The organism is Azohydromonas aeria (assembly GCF_009760915.1).
GTDB classification, from domain to species: Bacteria; Pseudomonadota; Gammaproteobacteria; order Burkholderiales; family Burkholderiaceae_C; genus Azohydromonas; species Azohydromonas aeria.
Window position 1 is genome coordinate 111,832 of sequence record NZ_VIDQ01000007.1, and the last position, 16,360, is coordinate 128,191.

Here is a 16,360-nt window from a genome sequence, read left to right on the forward strand (position 1 = left end):
TCTCCTCGTGTGCTTCAGTGATCGGCCAGGCAGTTGTCCACGTTCCAGCCGTAGAGCCATTCCATGGCGTCGTAGAAGCGCTCGGGCTTTCGGCCGCGCCACAGGTCGTTGCGCACGAGACGATCGACGCCCTTGGCGTGGTAGATGCGCCCCATCTCGCGCGAGGACAGCACGATGCGCGCCGTGCGCGCCACGCGCGAGCGCTGGTACAGCTCGAAGGCCGGCTCCAGCGCGTTGCCGTGCACGCGCAGCGCCTCGCCCAGCGTGACCGCGTCCTCCAGCGCCATGCACGCGCCCTGCGCCAGGTACTGCGTGGTGGGGTGGGCGGCATCGCCCAGCAGCGTGGCGCGGCCAAAGGTCCATTGCGCGATGGGCTCGCGGTCGGCCGTGGCCCAGCGCTTCCAGCTCTTCGGCAGGTCGATGAGCTGGCGCGCCTTGGGGCAGATGTCCCGGAAGTAGCTCTGCACTTCCTCCTTGCTGCCCTCGCGCACGCCCCACTCCTCGGCCTCGCGGCTGTGGAAGGTGACGACCACGTTGTACTGCTCGCCCCCGCGCAGCGGGTAGTTCACCAGGTGGCAGTTGGGGCCGACCCAGATGCTGGCCGCGTTCCAGCGCAGCTCTTCAGGAAAGTCGGCCTTGTCCACCACCGCGCGGTACACCACGTGGCCGGTGACGCGCGCGGGGTCGCCCACGTACTGCGCCCGCACCGCCGACTTCACGCCGTCGGCCCCGATGAGCGCGATGCCGCGGTGCGCGCGCCCGTGCTGGTCCAGCGCCGTGACGCCCTGCGCGTCTTGCTCGACACGCTCGATGCGCGTGGAGGTCAGGAACTCCACCCGGCCGCTGGCCTGCGCGCCTTCGAGCAGCGACAGGTGCACGTCGGCGCGGTGGATCACGGCGTAGGGGTTGCCGAAGCGCTGCCGGAAGGCCTCGCCGGTGGGGATCAGGCCGACGCGGGTCTCGTCGATCGCGTCGTGCATGACCATGTAGTCGGTGTACACGGCGCGGCCGCGCGCGCGCTCGCCCACGCCCAGCGCGTCGAAGGTATGGAAGGCATTGGGGCCGAGCTGGATGCCGGCGCCGATCTCGCCGATCTGCGGCGACTGCTCCATCACCTTCACCTGGAAGCCGCGGCGCACCAGCGCCAGCGCCGCCGCCAGCCCGCCGATGCCGCCACCGGCCACCAGGATCGGAAGATCCGCGCTTGCCACCGTGAGCATGCCTGTCTCCTGTTAATGCACGCTGAATGTCAGCACACTGAAGATTAGTGTAGGTTTGATTGGCACAGATCAAATCCGGGCTAACCCTGGCCGGTGTCCGAAGAGGCTCAGCGCCCGTCAGGCAGTTCGCGTGGCGCGCGGCTGAGCTCGTTGTTGGCTTCCACCAGCGTGCGCAGCATGCGCAGGAACAGCGGCCGCTCCTCGATCGGCAGCGGCGCGAGGATGCGCTCCTGCACCGTGGCGATGGCCGGTCCTACCTGGTCGAGCAGCGCCCGGCCCGCCTCGGTGATGCCCAGCAGCCGCACGCGCCGGTCGCTGGGCGAGGGTTTACGAAGCAGCAGGCCCTGGCGCTCCAGCCGGTCCACCACGCCGCCGGTGGTGGAGGTGTCGAAGCCGATGGCCCGTGCCAGCGCGCCCTGCTCGATGTCGGGCATGCGCGCCGCGGCATTGAGCGCCGCGTACTGCACCGGCGTCAGGTTCCAGTCCTTGAGCTCGTCCATGAACAGCGCCACCGCGATCTGCTGCAGGCGGCGGATGAAATGGCCGGGCAGGTCGTCCAGGGCCGGCAGGGCGGAAAGTGAGTCGGTCGAAGCGTCGGTCGTCATGGCAGCCATTGTCGTAAACCCGTGCTGATGCAGATCCATCAATCATCTATGCTGAAATTAAGCATGCTGATGATAGGCGTGCGGAACAAAGCGGCATCGGTGGATTCACCGCCCCGGGCCGAACCAGGACCGATGGAGACACGCATGGATTTCACGACTTCCCGCTTTGACCGCCGCTTCGCGCTGCTGGCTGCCGGAGCCGCGCTGCTGGCCGGCACGGCGCAGGCGCAAGGGGACGGCTTTCCGAACAAGCCGGTGACGATCTTCACCGCCTTCGCCCCGGGCAGCGGCCCCGATGCCGTGCTGCGCATGGTGGCCGAGAAGCTGGGCAAGGCCTGGAACCAGCGCGTGCTGGTGGAGAACCGCCCGGGGGGCGGCGGCTTCATCGCCATCGATGCCGTGAAAGGCAGGCCCGCCGACGGCTACACGCTGCTGCAGCTCGACAGCGAGCACCTTGCCGCGCTGCCGCACCTCTACAAGTCGCGCGGCTTCGACACGCTGAAGACCTTCGAGCCCACCGCCATCCTGTTCCGCACGCCCTTCATGCTGGCCGTGGCGGCCGACTCGAAGTGGAAGACGGTGGCCGACGTGGTGGCCGCCGCCAAGGCCGCGCCGGGCCAGGTGAGCTACGGCTCCTGGGGCGTGGGCAGCCCGGGCCACTTGGGCGGCGAGGAGCTGCAGCTGCGCACCGGCACCGAGATGCAGCACGTGCCCTACCGCGAGGTATCGCAGCTCTTCACCTCGGTGGGCGGCGGTGACGTGTCGTGGAGCTTCGGCTCGATCCCGTCGAGCCAGGGCGCCTACAGGGCCGGGAAGATCCGCTACCTGGCGGTGGCGGCGCCGAAGCGCCTGGCGCAGCTGCCCGAGGTACCGACCATGGCCGAGGCCGGCGGCCCGGCGCTGGACGTCAACTCCTTCGTGGTGCTGGTGGCGCCGCGCGGGCTGCCCGCCGCGGTGCGCGACAGGATCCACGCCGACGTCGCCAAGGCCGTGGCCGAGCCCGACGTGCAGGCGCGCTTCAACACCTTCGCCTTCGAGACGCTGGGCTGGTCTCCCGACGAGATCGGCCGCCAGGCCGCGCTCAAGTCGAAGGTCTACGGCGAGCTGGCGCAGCGCAAGAGCATCAGCCTGGAGTGAGCCTGGACGGGGCACACGCCGCCCCGGCGCGGTGCATCGGACCATGAAACTGCCCACCGATTGAGCACGGCAACCCCGGGCCTGCCCCGACAGCCACTTGGCACGGTTGTCTGCAGGCTGTGCACAGACTTATCCACAGTTCCTGGGGGAAACCCTGAACTGACCTTGGTCAAGCCGCACGCGCGCGGTGCGTGCGTGCGCGGCGGCTGCGGGCCGGCTCTCAGCGCGCGTTGTGGATGACGTTCCTGACCATCGGATAGATGTACTTCTGCCAGCGCTTGCCGCTGAACACGCCGTAATGGCCCACGTCGGCCTGCACGAAGTGCGTGCGCAGGTACGGGCGCACCTTGCTGCACAGGTCCTGCGCGGCCAGTGTCTGGCCGGTGGAGCAGATGTCGTCGCGTTCGCCCTCCACCGTCAGCAGCGCGGTGCGCCGGATCGCCTCGGCCCGCACCGGGCGGCCCCGAAAGCGCAGTTCGCCGCGGGGCAGGGCGTACTCCTGGAACACGAGCCGCACGGTTTCCAGGAAGAACTCCGCCGGCAGGTCGGCCACGGCGAAGTACTCCTCGTAGAAGCTGCGCGTGGCCAGCGCCTTGTCGTGGTCGTCGGTCACCAGGTGCAGGTAGTAGTCGTGGAAGGCCTTCACATGGCGCTCGCGGTTCATGTTCATGAAGGCGCCGAGTTGCACGAAGCCCGGGTACACGCGCCGGCCGCCGCCGGGCAACCGCCGCGGCACCACGCTGATCACGTTGTCCTCGAACCAGGCGATCGGCTTCTCCGTCGCCAGCCGGTTCACCGTGGTGGGGTTGATGCGGCAGTCGATGGGGCCGGCCATCAGCGTCAGGCTCGATGGCGTGGCCGGCTCGCCGTCCTCGGCCATCAGCGCCGTGGCCGCCAGCGCGGCCACGCAGGGCTGGCAGATCGCCATCAGGTGCGCGCCCGGACCCAGGGTGCGCAGGAAGCCCATGAGGTGCTCGGTGTACTCGTCGAGCCCGAACCGGCCGGCGGCCAGGGGCACGTCGCGGGCGCTGTGCCAGTCGGTCACGTACACGTCCAGGTCCTGCAGCAGCGTGCGCACCGTGTCGCGCAGCAGCGTGGCGAAATGCCCGGACATGGGCGCCACCAGCAGCACGCGTTCGCCCGGCGGCTCGGCCATGTCCTTGCGAAAGCGGCGCAGCGTGGCGAAGGGGGTGACCGCCACGGCTTCCTCCGTCACCGCCACCTCGCGGCCCTGCACGGTGACGCTGCGGATGCCCCAGTCCGGGCGCTGGTGCGTGATCTCGGCCAGGTTGAACACCTCGAACGCCGCCGCCAGGTGGCGCTGCGTCAGGCTGTCCAGGCCGGGGCGGCGCCGGGCCAGCGTGGGCGCGGCGTGGCGCGCCGCGGCGCGCAGCGGCCGCATCAGGTCGGCCTGGACCTGGTAGGTGTCGTAGAGCATCGCTTCTCCCGCTCGCTTGGGCGTGGGCGGGCGATGCAACTTGCACGCCAGCGCGGTGCGGCGTGGCATGTGCCTTGCGTGGCGTGCGCAACCTTCACGCGAGCGAGAGGCGCGCCATGGCCCAAGCCACCCCACACCGCAGAGGCACCCGCCAGGCCGCCGCGCCCGGCAGCCGGCCCACGCTGACCATCAGCAGCCGCAACTACTCCTCGTGGTCGCTGCGTGGCTGGCTGCTGGCGCGCTTCGCCGGGCTGGACTTCGACGTGGTGGTGGTCGAGCCCGACGATGTGGACGCGCGCCAGGAGCTGTTGCTGCTGACGCCTTCGATCCTCGTGCCCTGCCTCACGCACGAGGGCGCGCGGGTGTGGAACACGCTGGCCATCGCGCAGTACCTGCACGAGATTCGGCCCGACGCGCCGCTGGTGCCCGCGGCGCGTGTCGCGCGGGCACATTGCTGGAGCGTGTGCGGCGAGATGAACTCGGGCTTTTCCAACCTGCGCGCGGCGCTGCCCATGAACCTCAAGGCGCGCCATCCCGGCCACAAGGTCTGGGCCGGCGCGCAGCCCGACATCGACCGCATCGTGCAGATCTGGAGCGAGTGCCTGCAGTCCTATGGCGGGCCGTACCTCTTCGGCCCGCGCCCCGGCATGGCCGACGCGATGTACGCGCCGGTGGTCACGCGCTTCCTCACCTATTGCGTGCCGCTGGATGCCGGCTGCAGCGCCTACTGCGAAACCATCATGGCGCTGCCGGAGATGAAGGAGTGGGTCGAGGCGGCACTGCAGGAGCCCGACGAGATCGAGGAGCTCGACATGGACTTCTGAGCCGCGCCCCGGGCGCGGGGGCGGTGTCAGGCCGCCGCGTGCCCCACCCGGAACACCGCCACCGCCGACACCAGCTGCTGCGCCTGCGAGCGCAGGCTTTCCGCGGCCGCGGCGCTTTCCTCCACCAGCGCGGCGTTCTGCTGCGTGGCGTGGTCCATCTGCGTCACGGCCTCGCCGATCTGCTGCACGCCGGCGCTCTGCTCGATGCTGGCGGCGCTGATCTCGCCCATCAGGTCGGCCACGCGGCGCACCGCCGTCACGACCTCGCCCATGGTGGCACCGGCCTGGTCCACCAGCGCGCTGCCCTCCTCGACGCGCCCGACGCTGGCGTTGATCAGCGACTTGATCTCCCTGGCCGCTTCCGCGCTGCGCTGCGCCAGCGAGCGAACCTCGCCGGCCACGACCGCGAAGCCGCGGCCCTGCTCGCCGGCGCGCGCGGCTTCCACCGCGGCATTGAGCGCCAGGATGTTGGTCTGGAAGGCGATGCCGTCGATGGTGCCGATGATGTCGCTGATGCGCCGCGAGCTGTCGTTGATGCCCTGCATGGTCTCGATCACGCGGCTCACCACGGCGCCGCCCTGCGTGGCCACGTCGGAGGCGGTCTTGGCCAGCTGGCTGCCCTGCTGCGCGTTCTCGCTGTTGAGCTTCACCGTCGAGGCCAGCTGCTCCATCGAGGCCGCCGTTTCCTGCAGCGCCGAGGCCTGCTGCTCGGTGCGGCTGGAGAGGTCGCCGTTGCCCTGCGCGATCTGCACCGAGGCGGTGGAGACGCCGTCGGCGTTGCTGCGCACGCTCGCGACGATGCCCGCGAGGCTGTCCTGCATGCGCTTGAGCGCGGCCATCAGGCTGGCGTTGTCGCCCGGGCGCAGCACGATGGCGGTGCCCAGGTCGCCGTCGGCCACGCGCTGCGCCAGCGCCACGGCCTCGGCCGGCTCGCCGCCGATCTGGCGCGTCACGCCGCGCACGATGAACAGGGCCAGCGCCGCGGCCGCCACGGCGGCCAGGGCAATGATGACCAGCGTGCCGGTCACGGCCGCCGCGTAGCTGTCGCGCGCGCGCTGCGCCGACACCTCGGAGCCCTTCTCGTTGATCTCCACGAGGCTCCCCAGCGCGCCGACCATGGCGTTGAACGCGGTGCGCGATTCACCGCGGAAGGTGCTCCGGGCGGCTTCGATCGTCGCCTGGCCGCCGTGCGAGAGCTGCAGCAGCTTGGTCTGGATGGCGAGGTACGCGTCGCGCTGGCGCTTGAACTCCTCGTAGCCCTGGCGTTCCTCCGGGGAAGCGATCAGCTTCTCGTAGGCGGACTGCTTCTCCTGCAGCGTGGTGCGCAGCGTGGCGAGGTTCTTTTCCATCTCCGCCATCTCGGTCTCGCTGCTGGAGAGCAGGTGGTCGGCCTCGATGCGGCGCATGCGGTTGGAGACGATGCGCAGGTCGCCCAGCACCTTGATGCTGGGCAGCCAGGTGTCGGCGATCTCCTGCGCTTCTTCGGTGACGTGGCTCAGGCGCAGCAGCCCGAAGCCGCCCACGGCCAGGGTCATCAGCACCATGGCCAGGAAGGCCAGGCTCAGCTTCGTGCCGAGCTTCATGGTTGAGGTATTCATGGAGGCAGTCTCCCCGGGCGCTGCTTGCTCGTTTCTGAGTCTGTCGGCCCGTTGTCGGATTGAAAAAATGCCCCGTACGCGAACGGCGCCGGGGCTGGGGTTCAGGACATCACGGTGGCGCCTCAGCCGTTGGCCGGCAGCGTCACCAGCCGCGCGGCGTCGCGCGCCGCGACGATGCCCTCGTCGGTGGGCACCACCCAGACCTGCACCGCGCTGTCGGCGGCGTGGATGGGCAGTGCTTCGTTGCCGGTGGCGCGCGCGTTGGCCGCGGCATCCAGCTTCACGCCCAGGTACGCCAGGCGCTCGGCCACGTCGGCGCGCAGCCGCGTGTCGTGCTCGCCGATGCCGCCGCTGAAGGCCAGCAGGTCCAGGCCGCCCAGGCAGGCCGTGAGCGCGCCGGCCTCGCGCGCCACGCGGTGCGTGAACAGCTCGATGGCGAACTTCGCGTCGGCGCTGTCGCTGTCGCGCAGCCGGCGCATGTCGGCGGTCAGGCCCGAGACGCCGAGCAGGCCGCTCTGCTTGTAGAGCAGCGCCTGGATGCGGTCGTGCGTCCAGCCCTGCTCCATCAGGTAGAGCAGCACGCCGGGGTCGAGCGCGCCGCAGCGCGAGCCCATCATCAGCCCCTCCACCGCGGAGAAGCCCATGGTCGTGCCGATGCTGCGGCCCTCGCGCGCGGCGCACAGGCTGGCGCCGTTGCCCAGGTGCGCCATCAACAGCCGCCCCCGCGCCGGCGCGCCGGCCAGCTGCTGGAGCTGCCCGGACACGAACTGGTAGGACAGGCCGTGGAAGCCGTAGCGGCGCACCCCTTCGTCGCGCAGCGACTTCGGCAGCGCGAAGCTGTACTCGACTTCCGGCAGCCCGGCGTGGAACGCCGTGTCGAAGCAGGCCACCTGCGGCAGCCCGGGCAGCACGCGCATGAAGTTGCGGATGCCCGCGAGGTTGGCCGGCTGGTGCAGCGGCGCCAGCGGGCACAGCGGCTCCAGCTTCCTGAGCACGGCCTCGTCCACGACCACGCTGTCGCGGAAATGCGCGCCGCCGTGCACCACGCGGTGCGCCACGGCCTCGATGCGCAGCGCCTTGCCCTCGGTCTCCAGCAGCTCGCTCAGGGAGACGAGTGCCTGCGCGAAGGGGTCGCTGCCGGCGGCGAGCTCGCGCTGCTGGCGCTGTGCGCCCGCGCTCCAGCTCAGCCGCATCTGCCCCTGGGGCTCCAGGCCCTCGAAGCTGCCGCTGAGCAGCGCGGGCTGCACCTCGCCGCCTTGCAGGGGATAGACCGCGAACTTCAGCGTCGAGGAGCCCGCGTTGACGGAAAGGATGCCCATGGCCTTACTTCTCCTGCTGGTGCCAGTTCTTGCGGGCGTGGTCGCGGCGCGCGTTGTGCGCCACGAGCTTGGCCAGCAGCGCGGAGGCGACGCGCGCATCCGGGCCGTCGGCACGGCTGGTCAGGGCGATGGGCACGCGCGCGCCCAGCACCACGCCGGAGCCGCTGGCGCCGGCCAGGTACTCCAGCTGCTTGGCCAGCATGTTGCCCGCCTCCAGGTCCGGCACGGCCAGGATGTCCACGTCGCCGGCCACGGGCGAGGCGATGTGCTTGACCTCGGCCGCGTGCGCCGAGATGGCGTTGTCGAAGGCCAGCGGGCCGTCGAGCAGGCCGCCGTTGATCTGGCCACGATCGGCCATCTTGCACAGCGCCGCGGCGTCCAGCGTCGAGGGCATGGCCGGGTTCACCGTCTCCACCGCCGCCAGGATCGCGACCTTGGGGCAGTCCACGCCCATGACGCGCGCAAAGTCGATGGCGTTCTGGATGATGTCCTTCTTCTCCATCAGCGTCGGGGCGATGTTCAGGGCCGCGTCGGTGATGAGGATGGGCTTGCGGTACAGCGGCACGTCGAAGCGGAACACGTGCGACATGCGGCGGCCCGTGCGCAGCGCCTTTTGCGCCAGCACGGCGTGGATCAGCTCGTCGGTGTGCAGGCTGCCCTTCATGAGCATCTCCACCTCGCCGCGCGCGGCCATCTCGGCGGCCTTCTCGGCCGCGGCCTCGGAGAAGGGCACGTCGATGATGCGCACGTCGCCGAGCTGGATGCCGGCTTCCTTGGCGACGTGGCGGATGCGCACCTCGGGGCCGATGAGCACCGGGTCGATCAGGTCGAGCATCGCGGCGTCGATGGCGCCGGAGAGCGAGTCGGCGTCGCAGGGGTGCACCACGGCGCACTTCGCGGCCGGAATGTCCGCGCCCAGGGCCAGCAGGTCGCGCAGCCGCGCCTGGGCGTCGAAGAGGTGGATCTGCGGCGCCTTGTCGCGCGGCAGCTTCACCTTCGTGGTCGGGGCCAGCACGCGCGCCTTGCCGTGTAGCACGACCGCGCCCTTCTGGTTGACGACCTGGCAGTCGAGCTCGACGCGCTTCTTGGCGTCGTCCTTGGAGGCGACCGTGACGTTCACCGTGAGCGTGTCGGCGATGCGCACGGGCTTGGTGAAGCGCAGGTCCTGCTCCAGGTAGATCGTGCCCGGGCCGGGGAAGACGGTGCCCAGCAGCGCCGAGATCAGCGAGCCGCCCCACATGCCGTGGGCGATGACGCCGTGGAACAGCGTGTCGGCGGCGTACTCGGCATTGAGGTGCGCCGGGTTGGTGTCGCCGGAGACGGCGGCGAAGGCCTGGATGTCGGCGGCGGTGATGGTGCGCGAGAGGCTGGCCGTCTGGCCGACGCTGATCTCGTCGTAGGTGGTGTTCTCGATGTGGTCGATTTCGAGCAGGGCGTTCATGGTGTTCTTTGCTCAGTCAATCAATTGATCAGTGCTCGGTCGCGGCGCGTTCAGGCCACGGCGTGGCAGCCGGCGTCCACGTAGATGGTCTGGCCGGTCATGCCGCTGGCGGCGTCGCTGCACAGGAACGTGGTGAGCTGCGCGATCTCGTCGAGCGTCACCAGCCGGCCCAGCGGGGCCTTGGCGATGGAGTGGGCCACCAGCTCGTCGAAGCCGGCGATGCCCGAGGCGGCGCGGGTGTGGATCGGGCCGGGCGAGACGGCGTGCACGCGGATGCCCTGCGGGCCCAGCTCCAGCGCCATGTAGCGCACCAGCGATTCCAGCGCGGCCTTGACCGGGCCCATCAGGCCGTAGTGCGGCACGGCCTCGTCGGCGCCCAGGTAGGTCATGGTGACGATGGCGCCGCCGTCGGCCATGTGCGGCGCGCACAGCTTGGCCAGCTCGGCCAGCGAGTGGCACGACACTTCCATGGCGCGGGCGAAGCCGGTGGAGGAGCTGTCCACCACGCGGCCGTGCAGGTCCTCCAGCGGGGCCCAGGCGATGGAGTGGACGATGAAGTCGAGCTTGCCCAGCTTCTGCACCGCGAAGTCCACCAGCGCCTGCAGCTCGCCCGGCTGCTCGACGTTGCAGGGCTTGAGCGGGATGCCCGCCGGCTCGGTCAGGGGTGCGACGAAGCGCACGGCCTTCTCGTTGAGGCAGGAGGCGACGACGTCGGCCCCTTGCAGCTTGGCCAGCTCGGCGCAGCCCCAGGCGATGCTGTGCTCGTTGGCCACGCCCACGACGAGGCCCTTCTTGCCGGCCAGGCCCATGCGGGAGAGGCGGTCGGCGATGCGGGCGGTGACGGTGTTGACGGCTTGGTCCATGGTGTTTCCTCTTTCGTTCGTTTCGGTGCTTCCACGCGGAAGCGGTGTCGGTCGGGGACGCTGCGGTGGGGTCATGCCGGCAGCGTCGCGCCGGTGTGTGATCGGTTGATGAATGTCCCGGGGGCTACAGCGCCATGCCGGGCGGTGTCTTGTTGAAGCCCTTGCGTTGCAGCTGGTCGCCTGCGGCCTGCAGCAGGTGCTGCGTCGCCGGGGCGCCGACCGTGCCGGCCAGGCGGCTGCACAGTTGCCAGCGCAACACCAGCAGCGCGCGCAGCTCGTCCCACAGGTGACTGGCTCGCCGCTCGGGGCCGCGGTAGTTCAGGCCGCTGCCTTCCTGGCGCCGCTCCACCGCCACCGGCGGCGTGGGCGGGCGCTGCAGGATGCGCTCCACGTCGGCCGCCGTCTCCAGCGGCGCGCGCAGCGCCAGCGCCAGCTGCGCGATGCGCGCCTGCAGCGCGCCGAGCTCGGCTTCGAGACGGTGCGCCCGGTCGGTGTCCGGCCGCGCGCCCAGCAGGGCGGTGTGGGCCTCAGTCCGCATGGCGCACGTGCACGTACCGGCCCGGGGCGTCCTCGATCGCCTGCTCGGCCGGGATGGCCTGCGCGGCCACGCGCTCGCCGGAGCGCTCGGCCAGCCACGCGCTCCACGCCTCCCACCACGAGCCCTCGCGCGCGGGCGCGCTGTTCACGTAGTCCTCGGGCGTGGCGTAGGCCTGGCCGCGCCGGCGCTCGGCGATCTGGTAGCCGCGGCGCGGGCGCCCCGGCTCGGAGACGATGCCCGCGTTGTGCCCGCCGCTGGCCAGCACGAAGGTGGTGTCGGTGTCGGTCAGCAGGTGGATCTTGTAGACCGACTTCCACGGCGCCACGTGGTCGCGCGCGGTACCGACCACGAACAGCGGCATGTGCAGGTCCGACAGCGCCACGGCGGCGTCGCCCACGCGGTAGCGGCCCGTGGCCAGCGCGTTGTTCAGGTACAGCGACTGCAGGTACTCCGAGTGCATGCGCTCGGGCAGCCGCGTGGCGTCGGCGTTCCAGCTCATCAGGTCCATGGGCTTGTCGTCCTGGCCCAGCGCGTAGCGGCGCAGGTTGCGCGACCAGATCAGGTCGCGCGAGCCCATGAGCTGGAACGAGCCGCTCATCTGCTTGCCGCTGAGGTAGCCCGTGCGCGCCATCTCCTCGCGCAGCGTGCGCAGCTGGTCGTCGTCGATGAACACGCCCAGCTCGCCCGGCTCGGTGAAGTCGGTGAGCGTGGTCAGCAGCGTGACGCTGGCCAGCTCGGGCAGGTCCGTCGCGGTGTCGGTGTGGCGGCGGTGCGGCTGCGCGTCGCCGCGCGCCTTCGCGCCGGCCAGTGCCGCCGCGACGATCGAGAGGAACGTGCCGCCCAGGCAGTAGCCGGCCGCGTGCAGCTTCGTGGCGCCGCTGGTGCGGCCCACGGCGGCCATGGCGTCCATCACGCCCGAGTGCAGGTAGTCGCGCAGGCCCAGGTCGCGGTCGGCGGCCTCGGGGTTGCGCCAGGAGATGATGTAGACCGTGTGCCCCTGGCCCACCAGGTAGCGCACCATGGAGTTCCCGGGCGAGAGGTCCAGGATGTAGTACTTCATGATGCAGCTGGGCACGATCAGCACCGGCTCCGGATGCACCGTGGCGGTGGTGGGCTCGTAGCGGATCAGCTCGATGAGGTGGTTGCGGTACACCACCTTGCCCGGCGTCACGGCCACGTCGCGGCCCACGGCGAAGGGCAGCGGCTGCAGCGCCGCGGCGGCGTCGGCCGCGTCGCCCTTCGTGGCTTGCTGCGCCAGGTCCTGCGCCAGCAGCTGCAGGCCCTTGACGAAGTTCTGGCCGCCCGTCTCGCGCGCGGCCTGCGCCACCAGCGGGTTGGTGGCGGCGAAGTTCGAGGGCGACAGCGCGTCCAGCGCCTGACGCGTGAAGAAGCTCACCAGCTGCGCGTGGTGGCGCGACACGCCGTCCACCTGCACCGCCTGCTCCCACCAGGCGCAGGCGGCCTTGTACTGGTCCTTGAACACGGCGTAGGGCCACTGCGCCCAGGCCGGGTCGCGGAAGCGGTCGTCGCTCTCGGGGCGTGCGGGCGTGCCCGGTTGCGCCGGCAACGCCGCGGCGGCGCCGCGCGCGGCCTCCTGCGCCAGCGTGGCCAGGCGGCCCGGCGAGGCGGCCAGGTGCAGCGCCCAGTCGGCCCAGGCCAGCGTCAGGCTGATCGGCGACAGGCCCATGGCGGCACGCGACAACAGCGCGTGCGCGGCCTGGTCCAGGTGCTGCGCGGCCGGCAGCTCGGTGGCCGCGGCGCGCGGTGCCGGCAGGGCGGCGGCAACGGGCGCGGGGCGCGTGGCCGGCGCGGTCGCGGCCACGGCGGCCTGCGTCGCGGCGCCGGCCGCCGGAGATTCTTCAAGCATCGTTCGCTGTTTGGACATGAGAGTTCAGCGGGAAACCGTTGATTCGTGACTGTCGATAGCCGTGACTATGAATTGATGGCAGGACTGTGAATAAAGCAACTGGACCGGAAAACCGGCCTTTTCTCCAGCCGGCGACAAATAGTTGGCAGTCTGTCGCCGTCAGTTCCGTGCAAGCCAGGATGAGGTTTCAGGCCGTATCGGTGGCGCATATCGTGATGTTGATCACGAAAATGGCTGCATGCTGCCCCGCAGCAATGTGCGGCTTGACGCAAGTCAACCCGAAGGCTGTTTATTTTCCACAGGCGCCCGGGTCGGGCCGGCAGGAATATCGGCCGTGGCTGAAATTCATGTCCGATATCCAGCTCATCACCGGATTGTGAATTGCGCATCAAATTTGATTCCGGGCAAACCCTAAATGCCTCCTGGCGGACGTTCGGCGGCTCGGGCTCGCGGCTTGCGGCATGAGGCTTGCACTCTGCAGCCCATGCCGCCTGCCCTGGACCCGCCCCGCTCACCGCCATCGCCTGCCCTGGACCCGCCCCGCTCACCGCCATCGCCTGCCCTGGAGCCTGCCGCCGACGCTGGAGCGCCGCCCCGGGCGGCCGTGCTGGCGCTGTTCGGCGCGGTGATGCTGCCGATGTTCCTGGCGGCGGTGGACCAGACGCTGCTGGCCACGGCCACGCCGCGCATCGCGGCGGACTTCCAGGACCTGGGCGACAGCGCCTGGATCGCCGTGGGTTACCTCATCGCCGCCACCGTGATGGCGCCGGTATACGGGCGGCTGGGCGACCGCTTCGGGCGGCGCAACGTGCTGTTCGGCGCGCTGGTGCTGTTCGCGCTGGGATCGATGGCCTGCGGCCTGGCGCGTGGCATGGGCGAGCTGATCGCGGCGCGGGTGCTGCAGGGCCTGGGCGGCGGTGGGCTGATGGTGATGTCGCAGGCGCTCATCGGCGAGCTGGTGCCGCCGCGCCTGCGCCCGCGCTACCAGGCGTACTTTGCCGCCGTGTTCACGGCTTCGAGCGTGGGCGGTCCCGTCATCGGCGGCCTGGTGGTGCACCACGCCGACTGGCGCTGGCTGTTCTGGGCCAACGTGCCGCTGTGCGCGCTGGCCGCGTGGCGCGTGCTGCGGCTGCCGCGCCAGAAGGCGCCGCCAGCGCTGCGCGGCGCGCCCATGGACTTCGCGGGGCTGCTGCTGTTCGTGCTCACCGCCGTGGCGGCGCTGCTGTGGTTCAGCCTGGCGGGGCGGCGCTTCCCGTGGCTGTCGGCACCGAGCCTGGGACTGGTCGCGCTTGCGCTGGCCGCGGGCGCGCTGCTGCTGCGCCAGCAGCGCCGCCACGCGTCGCCCTTCCTGCCGCTGGAGCTGCTGCGGCTGCCGGGCGTGGGCTGGATCTGCGGCACGGTGATCGTGTTCGCGTCGAGCATGTTCGCGCTGGTGTTCCTGCTGCCGATCCAGCTGCAGCTGGCCCATGGCGCCAACGCCGCCGATGCCGGGCTGCAGATGCTGCCGCTGACGCTGGGCCTGGTGGTCGGCTCGACCATCAACGGCCGCATCACCGCGCGCACCGCGCTGCCCACGCGCACGCCGCCCTGGGGTTTGACATTGGCCGCGCTGGCGCTGGGCGTGCTGGCGCTGGCGCCGCCGTCGCCGCGATTGATCATGGTGGCCGCTGCGGTGGTGGGGCTGGGCTTCGGCACCGTCATGCCGGGTGCGCAGCTGGCCACGCAGGTGCTGGCCGGTCAGGCGCGGCTGGGCGCCGCGGCGGGGCTGCTGTCGCTCACGCGCTCACTGGGGGCCTCGCTGGGCACGGCGGCCTTCGGCGGGCTGGCCTTCGTGCTGCTGCACGTCACACCGGGCGGCGAGGGTGCGGCGTCGGCGTCGGGCGGCTTGTCGGTGGACCTGCCGCCCGAGGCGCTGACGCGCGCCTTCCACGTGGTGTACGGCGTGCTGGCGCTGTTCGTGGCGCTGGGCGCGTGGATCGCCTCGCGGGTGCCGCCGGTGCACCTGGAGGACGGCGCGCGGCTGGAGGCGGGCGGGGAGTGAGGCCGCCCGCTCAAGCCCTCACAGCCGCGCCAGCATCTCCTGCGTCACCAGCGTGATGCCCTGCGCGGTGCGTTCGAAGCGCTGGGCGTCCAGGGCCGGGTCCTCGCCGATGACCATGCCGTCGGGCACGGTGCAGCCGCGGTCGATGACGACGCGGTTCAGGCGCACGTCGCGGCCCAGGCGCACGTAGGGCAGCAGCACGCTGCGCTCGGCCTGCGCGCCCGTGTCCAGGCGCACGCTGGAGAACAGCACCGAGCGCGTCACGCGCCCGGCCACGATGCAGCCGCCCGACACCAGCGAGTCCGTGGCGCTGCCGCAGTTCGGGCGCCCGTCGCCGATGAACTTGGCCGGCGGCAGCTGCGGCTGGAAGGTCAGGATCGGCCAGCGCTGGTCGTAGAGGTCGAGCAGCGGGCGCGCGGCGGTGAGGTCGATGTTGGCGTCCCAGTAGGCGTCGATGGTACCCACGTCGCGCCAGTAGGGCTCGCCGCCGCCGCCGACCACGCCGCTGCGGCCGAAGGGGTGCGCCATGACCACGCCCTCGCGCACCGCGCGCGGCAGGATGTCGTGGCCGAAGTCGTGGCCCGAGCTCTCGTCCTGCACGTCGGTCGCCAGCGCGCGGAACAGGTACTCGCGGTTGAAGATGTAGATGCCCATGCTCGCCAGCGCGGTGTTGGGCTGCCCCGGCATGGGCGGCGGGTCGGCCGGCTTCTCGACGAAGTCGGTGACGCGCCAGGACGTGTCCACCGCCATCACGCCGAAGCCGCTGGCGTCGGCGCGCGGCACCTCGATGCAGCCCACCGTGCACTCGGCGCCGCTGGCGACGTGGTCGGCCAGCATCAGCGCGTAGTTCATGCGGTAGACATGGTCGCCGGCCAGGACGACGACGTAGTCGGGCCGGTAGCTGTCGATGATGTCCTCGTTCTGCCACACCGCGTCGGCCGTGCCGCGGTACCAGTTCTCCTCGTCGATGCGCTGCTGCGCCGGCAGCAGATCCACGAACTCGTTCATCTCGGCCTTCAGGAAGGCCCAGCCGCGCTGCAGGTGGCGCAGCAGCGAGTGCGACTTGTACTGGGTGATGACGCCGATGCGGCGGATGCCGGAGTTCAGGCAGTTGGACAGCGCGAAGTCGATGATGCGGAACTTGCCCCCGAAATAGACCGCCGGCTTGGCGCGCCGGTCGGTGAGCTGCTTGAGCCGCGTGCCGCGCCCACCGGCGAGCACCAGCGCCACCGTGCGCTTGGGCAATTCGAGTGTCCGGGCAAGTTCGTTCACCGCCATGTCATCCCCTTTTTTGAATAGGCGGTTGCAAACGGCAATCGATGTGCCTCTTGCCCCCGGGAGGAGCCCGCAACCGGCACCGGCCCGGACGGCCGGGAATGCAAAAGCCGCATCTATCGTTCCGCAGAAATTATCAAATGGACCGTTTGGCGTGCGGCGCCAATACTGGCTCCAACACGACGGCACGGGGC

14 protein-coding genes are annotated in these 16,360 nt (G+C 70.9%); 4 read left to right on the plus strand and 10 right to left on the minus strand.

The genetic code is table 11. The annotated features are described in order from the left end of the window. Positions 1-14: 14 nt before the first annotated feature. Both FJ694_RS06525 and FJ694_RS06530 read right to left on the minus strand, forming a co-directional pair. Positions 15-1,220: a 3-hydroxybenzoate 6-monooxygenase gene (locus FJ694_RS06525; RefSeq protein WP_157265304.1), complete on the minus strand. Its 1,206-nt coding sequence runs from the start codon at positions 1,218-1,220 to the stop codon at positions 15-17. Positions 1,221-1,327: 107 nt separating this feature from the next. After that, complete coding sequence (locus tag FJ694_RS06530) at positions 1,328-1,825, minus strand: MarR family winged helix-turn-helix transcriptional regulator (protein ID WP_157265305.1); 498 nt, start codon at positions 1,823-1,825, stop codon at positions 1,328-1,330. A gap of 144 nt (positions 1,826-1,969) precedes the next feature. On the opposite strand from FJ694_RS06530, the gene FJ694_RS06535 reads away from it, so the two are divergent. Further along, positions 1,970-2,962 (plus strand): Bug family tripartite tricarboxylate transporter substrate binding protein, encoded by a 993-nt coding sequence (locus FJ694_RS06535; protein WP_157265306.1) that lies wholly within the window; start codon positions 1,970-1,972, stop codon positions 2,960-2,962. A 220-nt stretch (positions 2,963-3,182) separates the two neighbouring features. Here FJ694_RS06535 and FJ694_RS06540 read toward each other — a convergent pair whose 3' ends face one another. Continuing rightward, positions 3,183-4,400 (minus strand): polyhydroxyalkanoate depolymerase, encoded by a 1,218-nt coding sequence (locus FJ694_RS06540; protein WP_157265339.1) that lies wholly within the window; start codon positions 4,398-4,400, stop codon positions 3,183-3,185. 116 nt (positions 4,401-4,516) lie between these two features. Between FJ694_RS06540 and FJ694_RS06545 the strand changes: the two genes are divergently transcribed. Further along, a complete protein-coding gene (locus FJ694_RS06545) occupies positions 4,517-5,224 on the plus strand; it encodes a glutathione S-transferase (protein ID WP_157265307.1) in 708 nt (235 codons plus the stop codon). Between the two features lie 26 nt (positions 5,225-5,250). Here FJ694_RS06545 and FJ694_RS37760 read toward each other — a convergent pair whose 3' ends face one another. The 6 genes from FJ694_RS37760 to FJ694_RS06575 form a co-directional block, all read right to left on the minus strand. Next, on the minus strand, positions 5,251-6,822 hold the full coding sequence (locus FJ694_RS37760) for a methyl-accepting chemotaxis protein (protein ID WP_310735034.1): 1,572 nt from the start codon (positions 6,820-6,822) through the stop codon (positions 5,251-5,253). A 122-nt stretch (positions 6,823-6,944) separates the two neighbouring features. Continuing rightward, on the minus strand, positions 6,945-8,141 hold the full coding sequence (locus FJ694_RS06555; RefSeq protein WP_157265308.1) for an acetate/propionate family kinase: 1,197 nt from the start codon (positions 8,139-8,141) through the stop codon (positions 6,945-6,947). Positions 8,142-8,145: 4 nt separating this feature from the next. After that, positions 8,146-9,582, minus strand: coding sequence for a bifunctional enoyl-CoA hydratase/phosphate acetyltransferase (locus FJ694_RS06560; protein WP_157265309.1), 1,437 nt, complete (start codon positions 9,580-9,582; stop codon positions 8,146-8,148). A gap of 50 nt (positions 9,583-9,632) precedes the next feature. Next, positions 9,633-10,445, minus strand: coding sequence for an enoyl-ACP reductase FabI (gene fabI / locus FJ694_RS06565; protein WP_232539923.1), 813 nt, complete (start codon positions 10,443-10,445; stop codon positions 9,633-9,635). Positions 10,446-10,569: 124 nt separating this feature from the next. Then, positions 10,570-10,983 (minus strand): hypothetical protein, encoded by a 414-nt coding sequence (locus FJ694_RS06570; RefSeq protein ID WP_157265310.1) that lies wholly within the window; start codon positions 10,981-10,983, stop codon positions 10,570-10,572. Beyond that, positions 10,973-12,850, minus strand: a complete 1,878-nt coding sequence (locus FJ694_RS06575) for a PHA/PHB synthase family protein (RefSeq protein WP_157265311.1) — start codon at positions 12,848-12,850, stop codon at positions 10,973-10,975. The genes FJ694_RS06570 and FJ694_RS06575 overlap by 11 nt, the downstream gene beginning before the upstream one ends. 215 nt (positions 12,851-13,065) lie before the next feature. On the opposite strand from FJ694_RS06575, the gene FJ694_RS06580 reads away from it, so the two are divergent. Further along, positions 13,066-13,230, plus strand: a complete 165-nt coding sequence (locus FJ694_RS06580) for a hypothetical protein (protein WP_157265312.1) — start codon at positions 13,066-13,068, stop codon at positions 13,228-13,230. 224 nt (positions 13,231-13,454) lie between these two features. After that, positions 13,455-14,891, plus strand: a complete 1,437-nt coding sequence (locus tag FJ694_RS06585; RefSeq protein ID WP_232539924.1) for an MFS transporter — start codon at positions 13,455-13,457, stop codon at positions 14,889-14,891. Positions 14,892-14,909: 18 nt separating this feature from the next. Here the strand turns inward: FJ694_RS06585 and glgC are convergent, their stop codons facing one another. Beyond that, a complete protein-coding gene (glgC, locus tag FJ694_RS06590; protein WP_157265314.1) occupies positions 14,910-16,169 on the minus strand; it encodes a glucose-1-phosphate adenylyltransferase in 1,260 nt (419 codons plus the stop codon). Positions 16,170-16,360 lie beyond the last annotated feature (191 nt).

Bases quoted from the DNA above. Each gene is read 5' to 3' on its own strand.
- FJ694_RS06525 (WP_157265304.1), bottom strand. From the start codon at position 1,220: ATGCTCACGGTGGCAAGCGCGGATCTTCCGATCCTGGTGGCCGGTGGC.
- FJ694_RS06530 (WP_157265305.1), bottom strand. From the start codon at position 1,825: ATGACGACCGACGCTTCGACCGACTCACTTTCCGCCCTGCCGGCCCTG.
- FJ694_RS06535 (WP_157265306.1), top strand. From the start codon at position 1,970: ATGGATTTCACGACTTCCCGCTTTGACCGCCGCTTCGCGCTGCTGGCT.
- FJ694_RS06540 (WP_157265339.1), bottom strand. From the start codon at position 4,400: ATGCTCTACGACACCTACCAGGTCCAGGCCGACCTGATGCGGCCGCTG.
- FJ694_RS06545 (WP_157265307.1), top strand. From the start codon at position 4,517: ATGGCCCAAGCCACCCCACACCGCAGAGGCACCCGCCAGGCCGCCGCG.
- FJ694_RS37760 (WP_310735034.1), bottom strand. From the start codon at position 6,822: ATGAATACCTCAACCATGAAGCTCGGCACGAAGCTGAGCCTGGCCTTC.
- FJ694_RS06555 (WP_157265308.1), bottom strand. From the start codon at position 8,141: ATGGGCATCCTTTCCGTCAACGCGGGCTCCTCGACGCTGAAGTTCGCG.
- FJ694_RS06560 (WP_157265309.1), bottom strand. From the start codon at position 9,582: ATGAACGCCCTGCTCGAAATCGACCACATCGAGAACACCACCTACGAC.
- fabI (WP_232539923.1), bottom strand. From the start codon at position 10,445: ATGGACCAAGCCGTCAACACCGTCACCGCCCGCATCGCCGACCGCCTC.
- FJ694_RS06570 (WP_157265310.1), bottom strand. From the start codon at position 10,983: ATGCGGACTGAGGCCCACACCGCCCTGCTGGGCGCGCGGCCGGACACC.
- FJ694_RS06575 (WP_157265311.1), bottom strand. From the start codon at position 12,850: ATGCTTGAAGAATCTCCGGCGGCCGGCGCCGCGACGCAGGCCGCCGTG.
- FJ694_RS06580 (WP_157265312.1), top strand. From the start codon at position 13,066: ATGTTGATCACGAAAATGGCTGCATGCTGCCCCGCAGCAATGTGCGGC.
- glgC (WP_157265314.1), bottom strand. From the start codon at position 16,169: ATGGCGGTGAACGAACTTGCCCGGACACTCGAATTGCCCAAGCGCACG.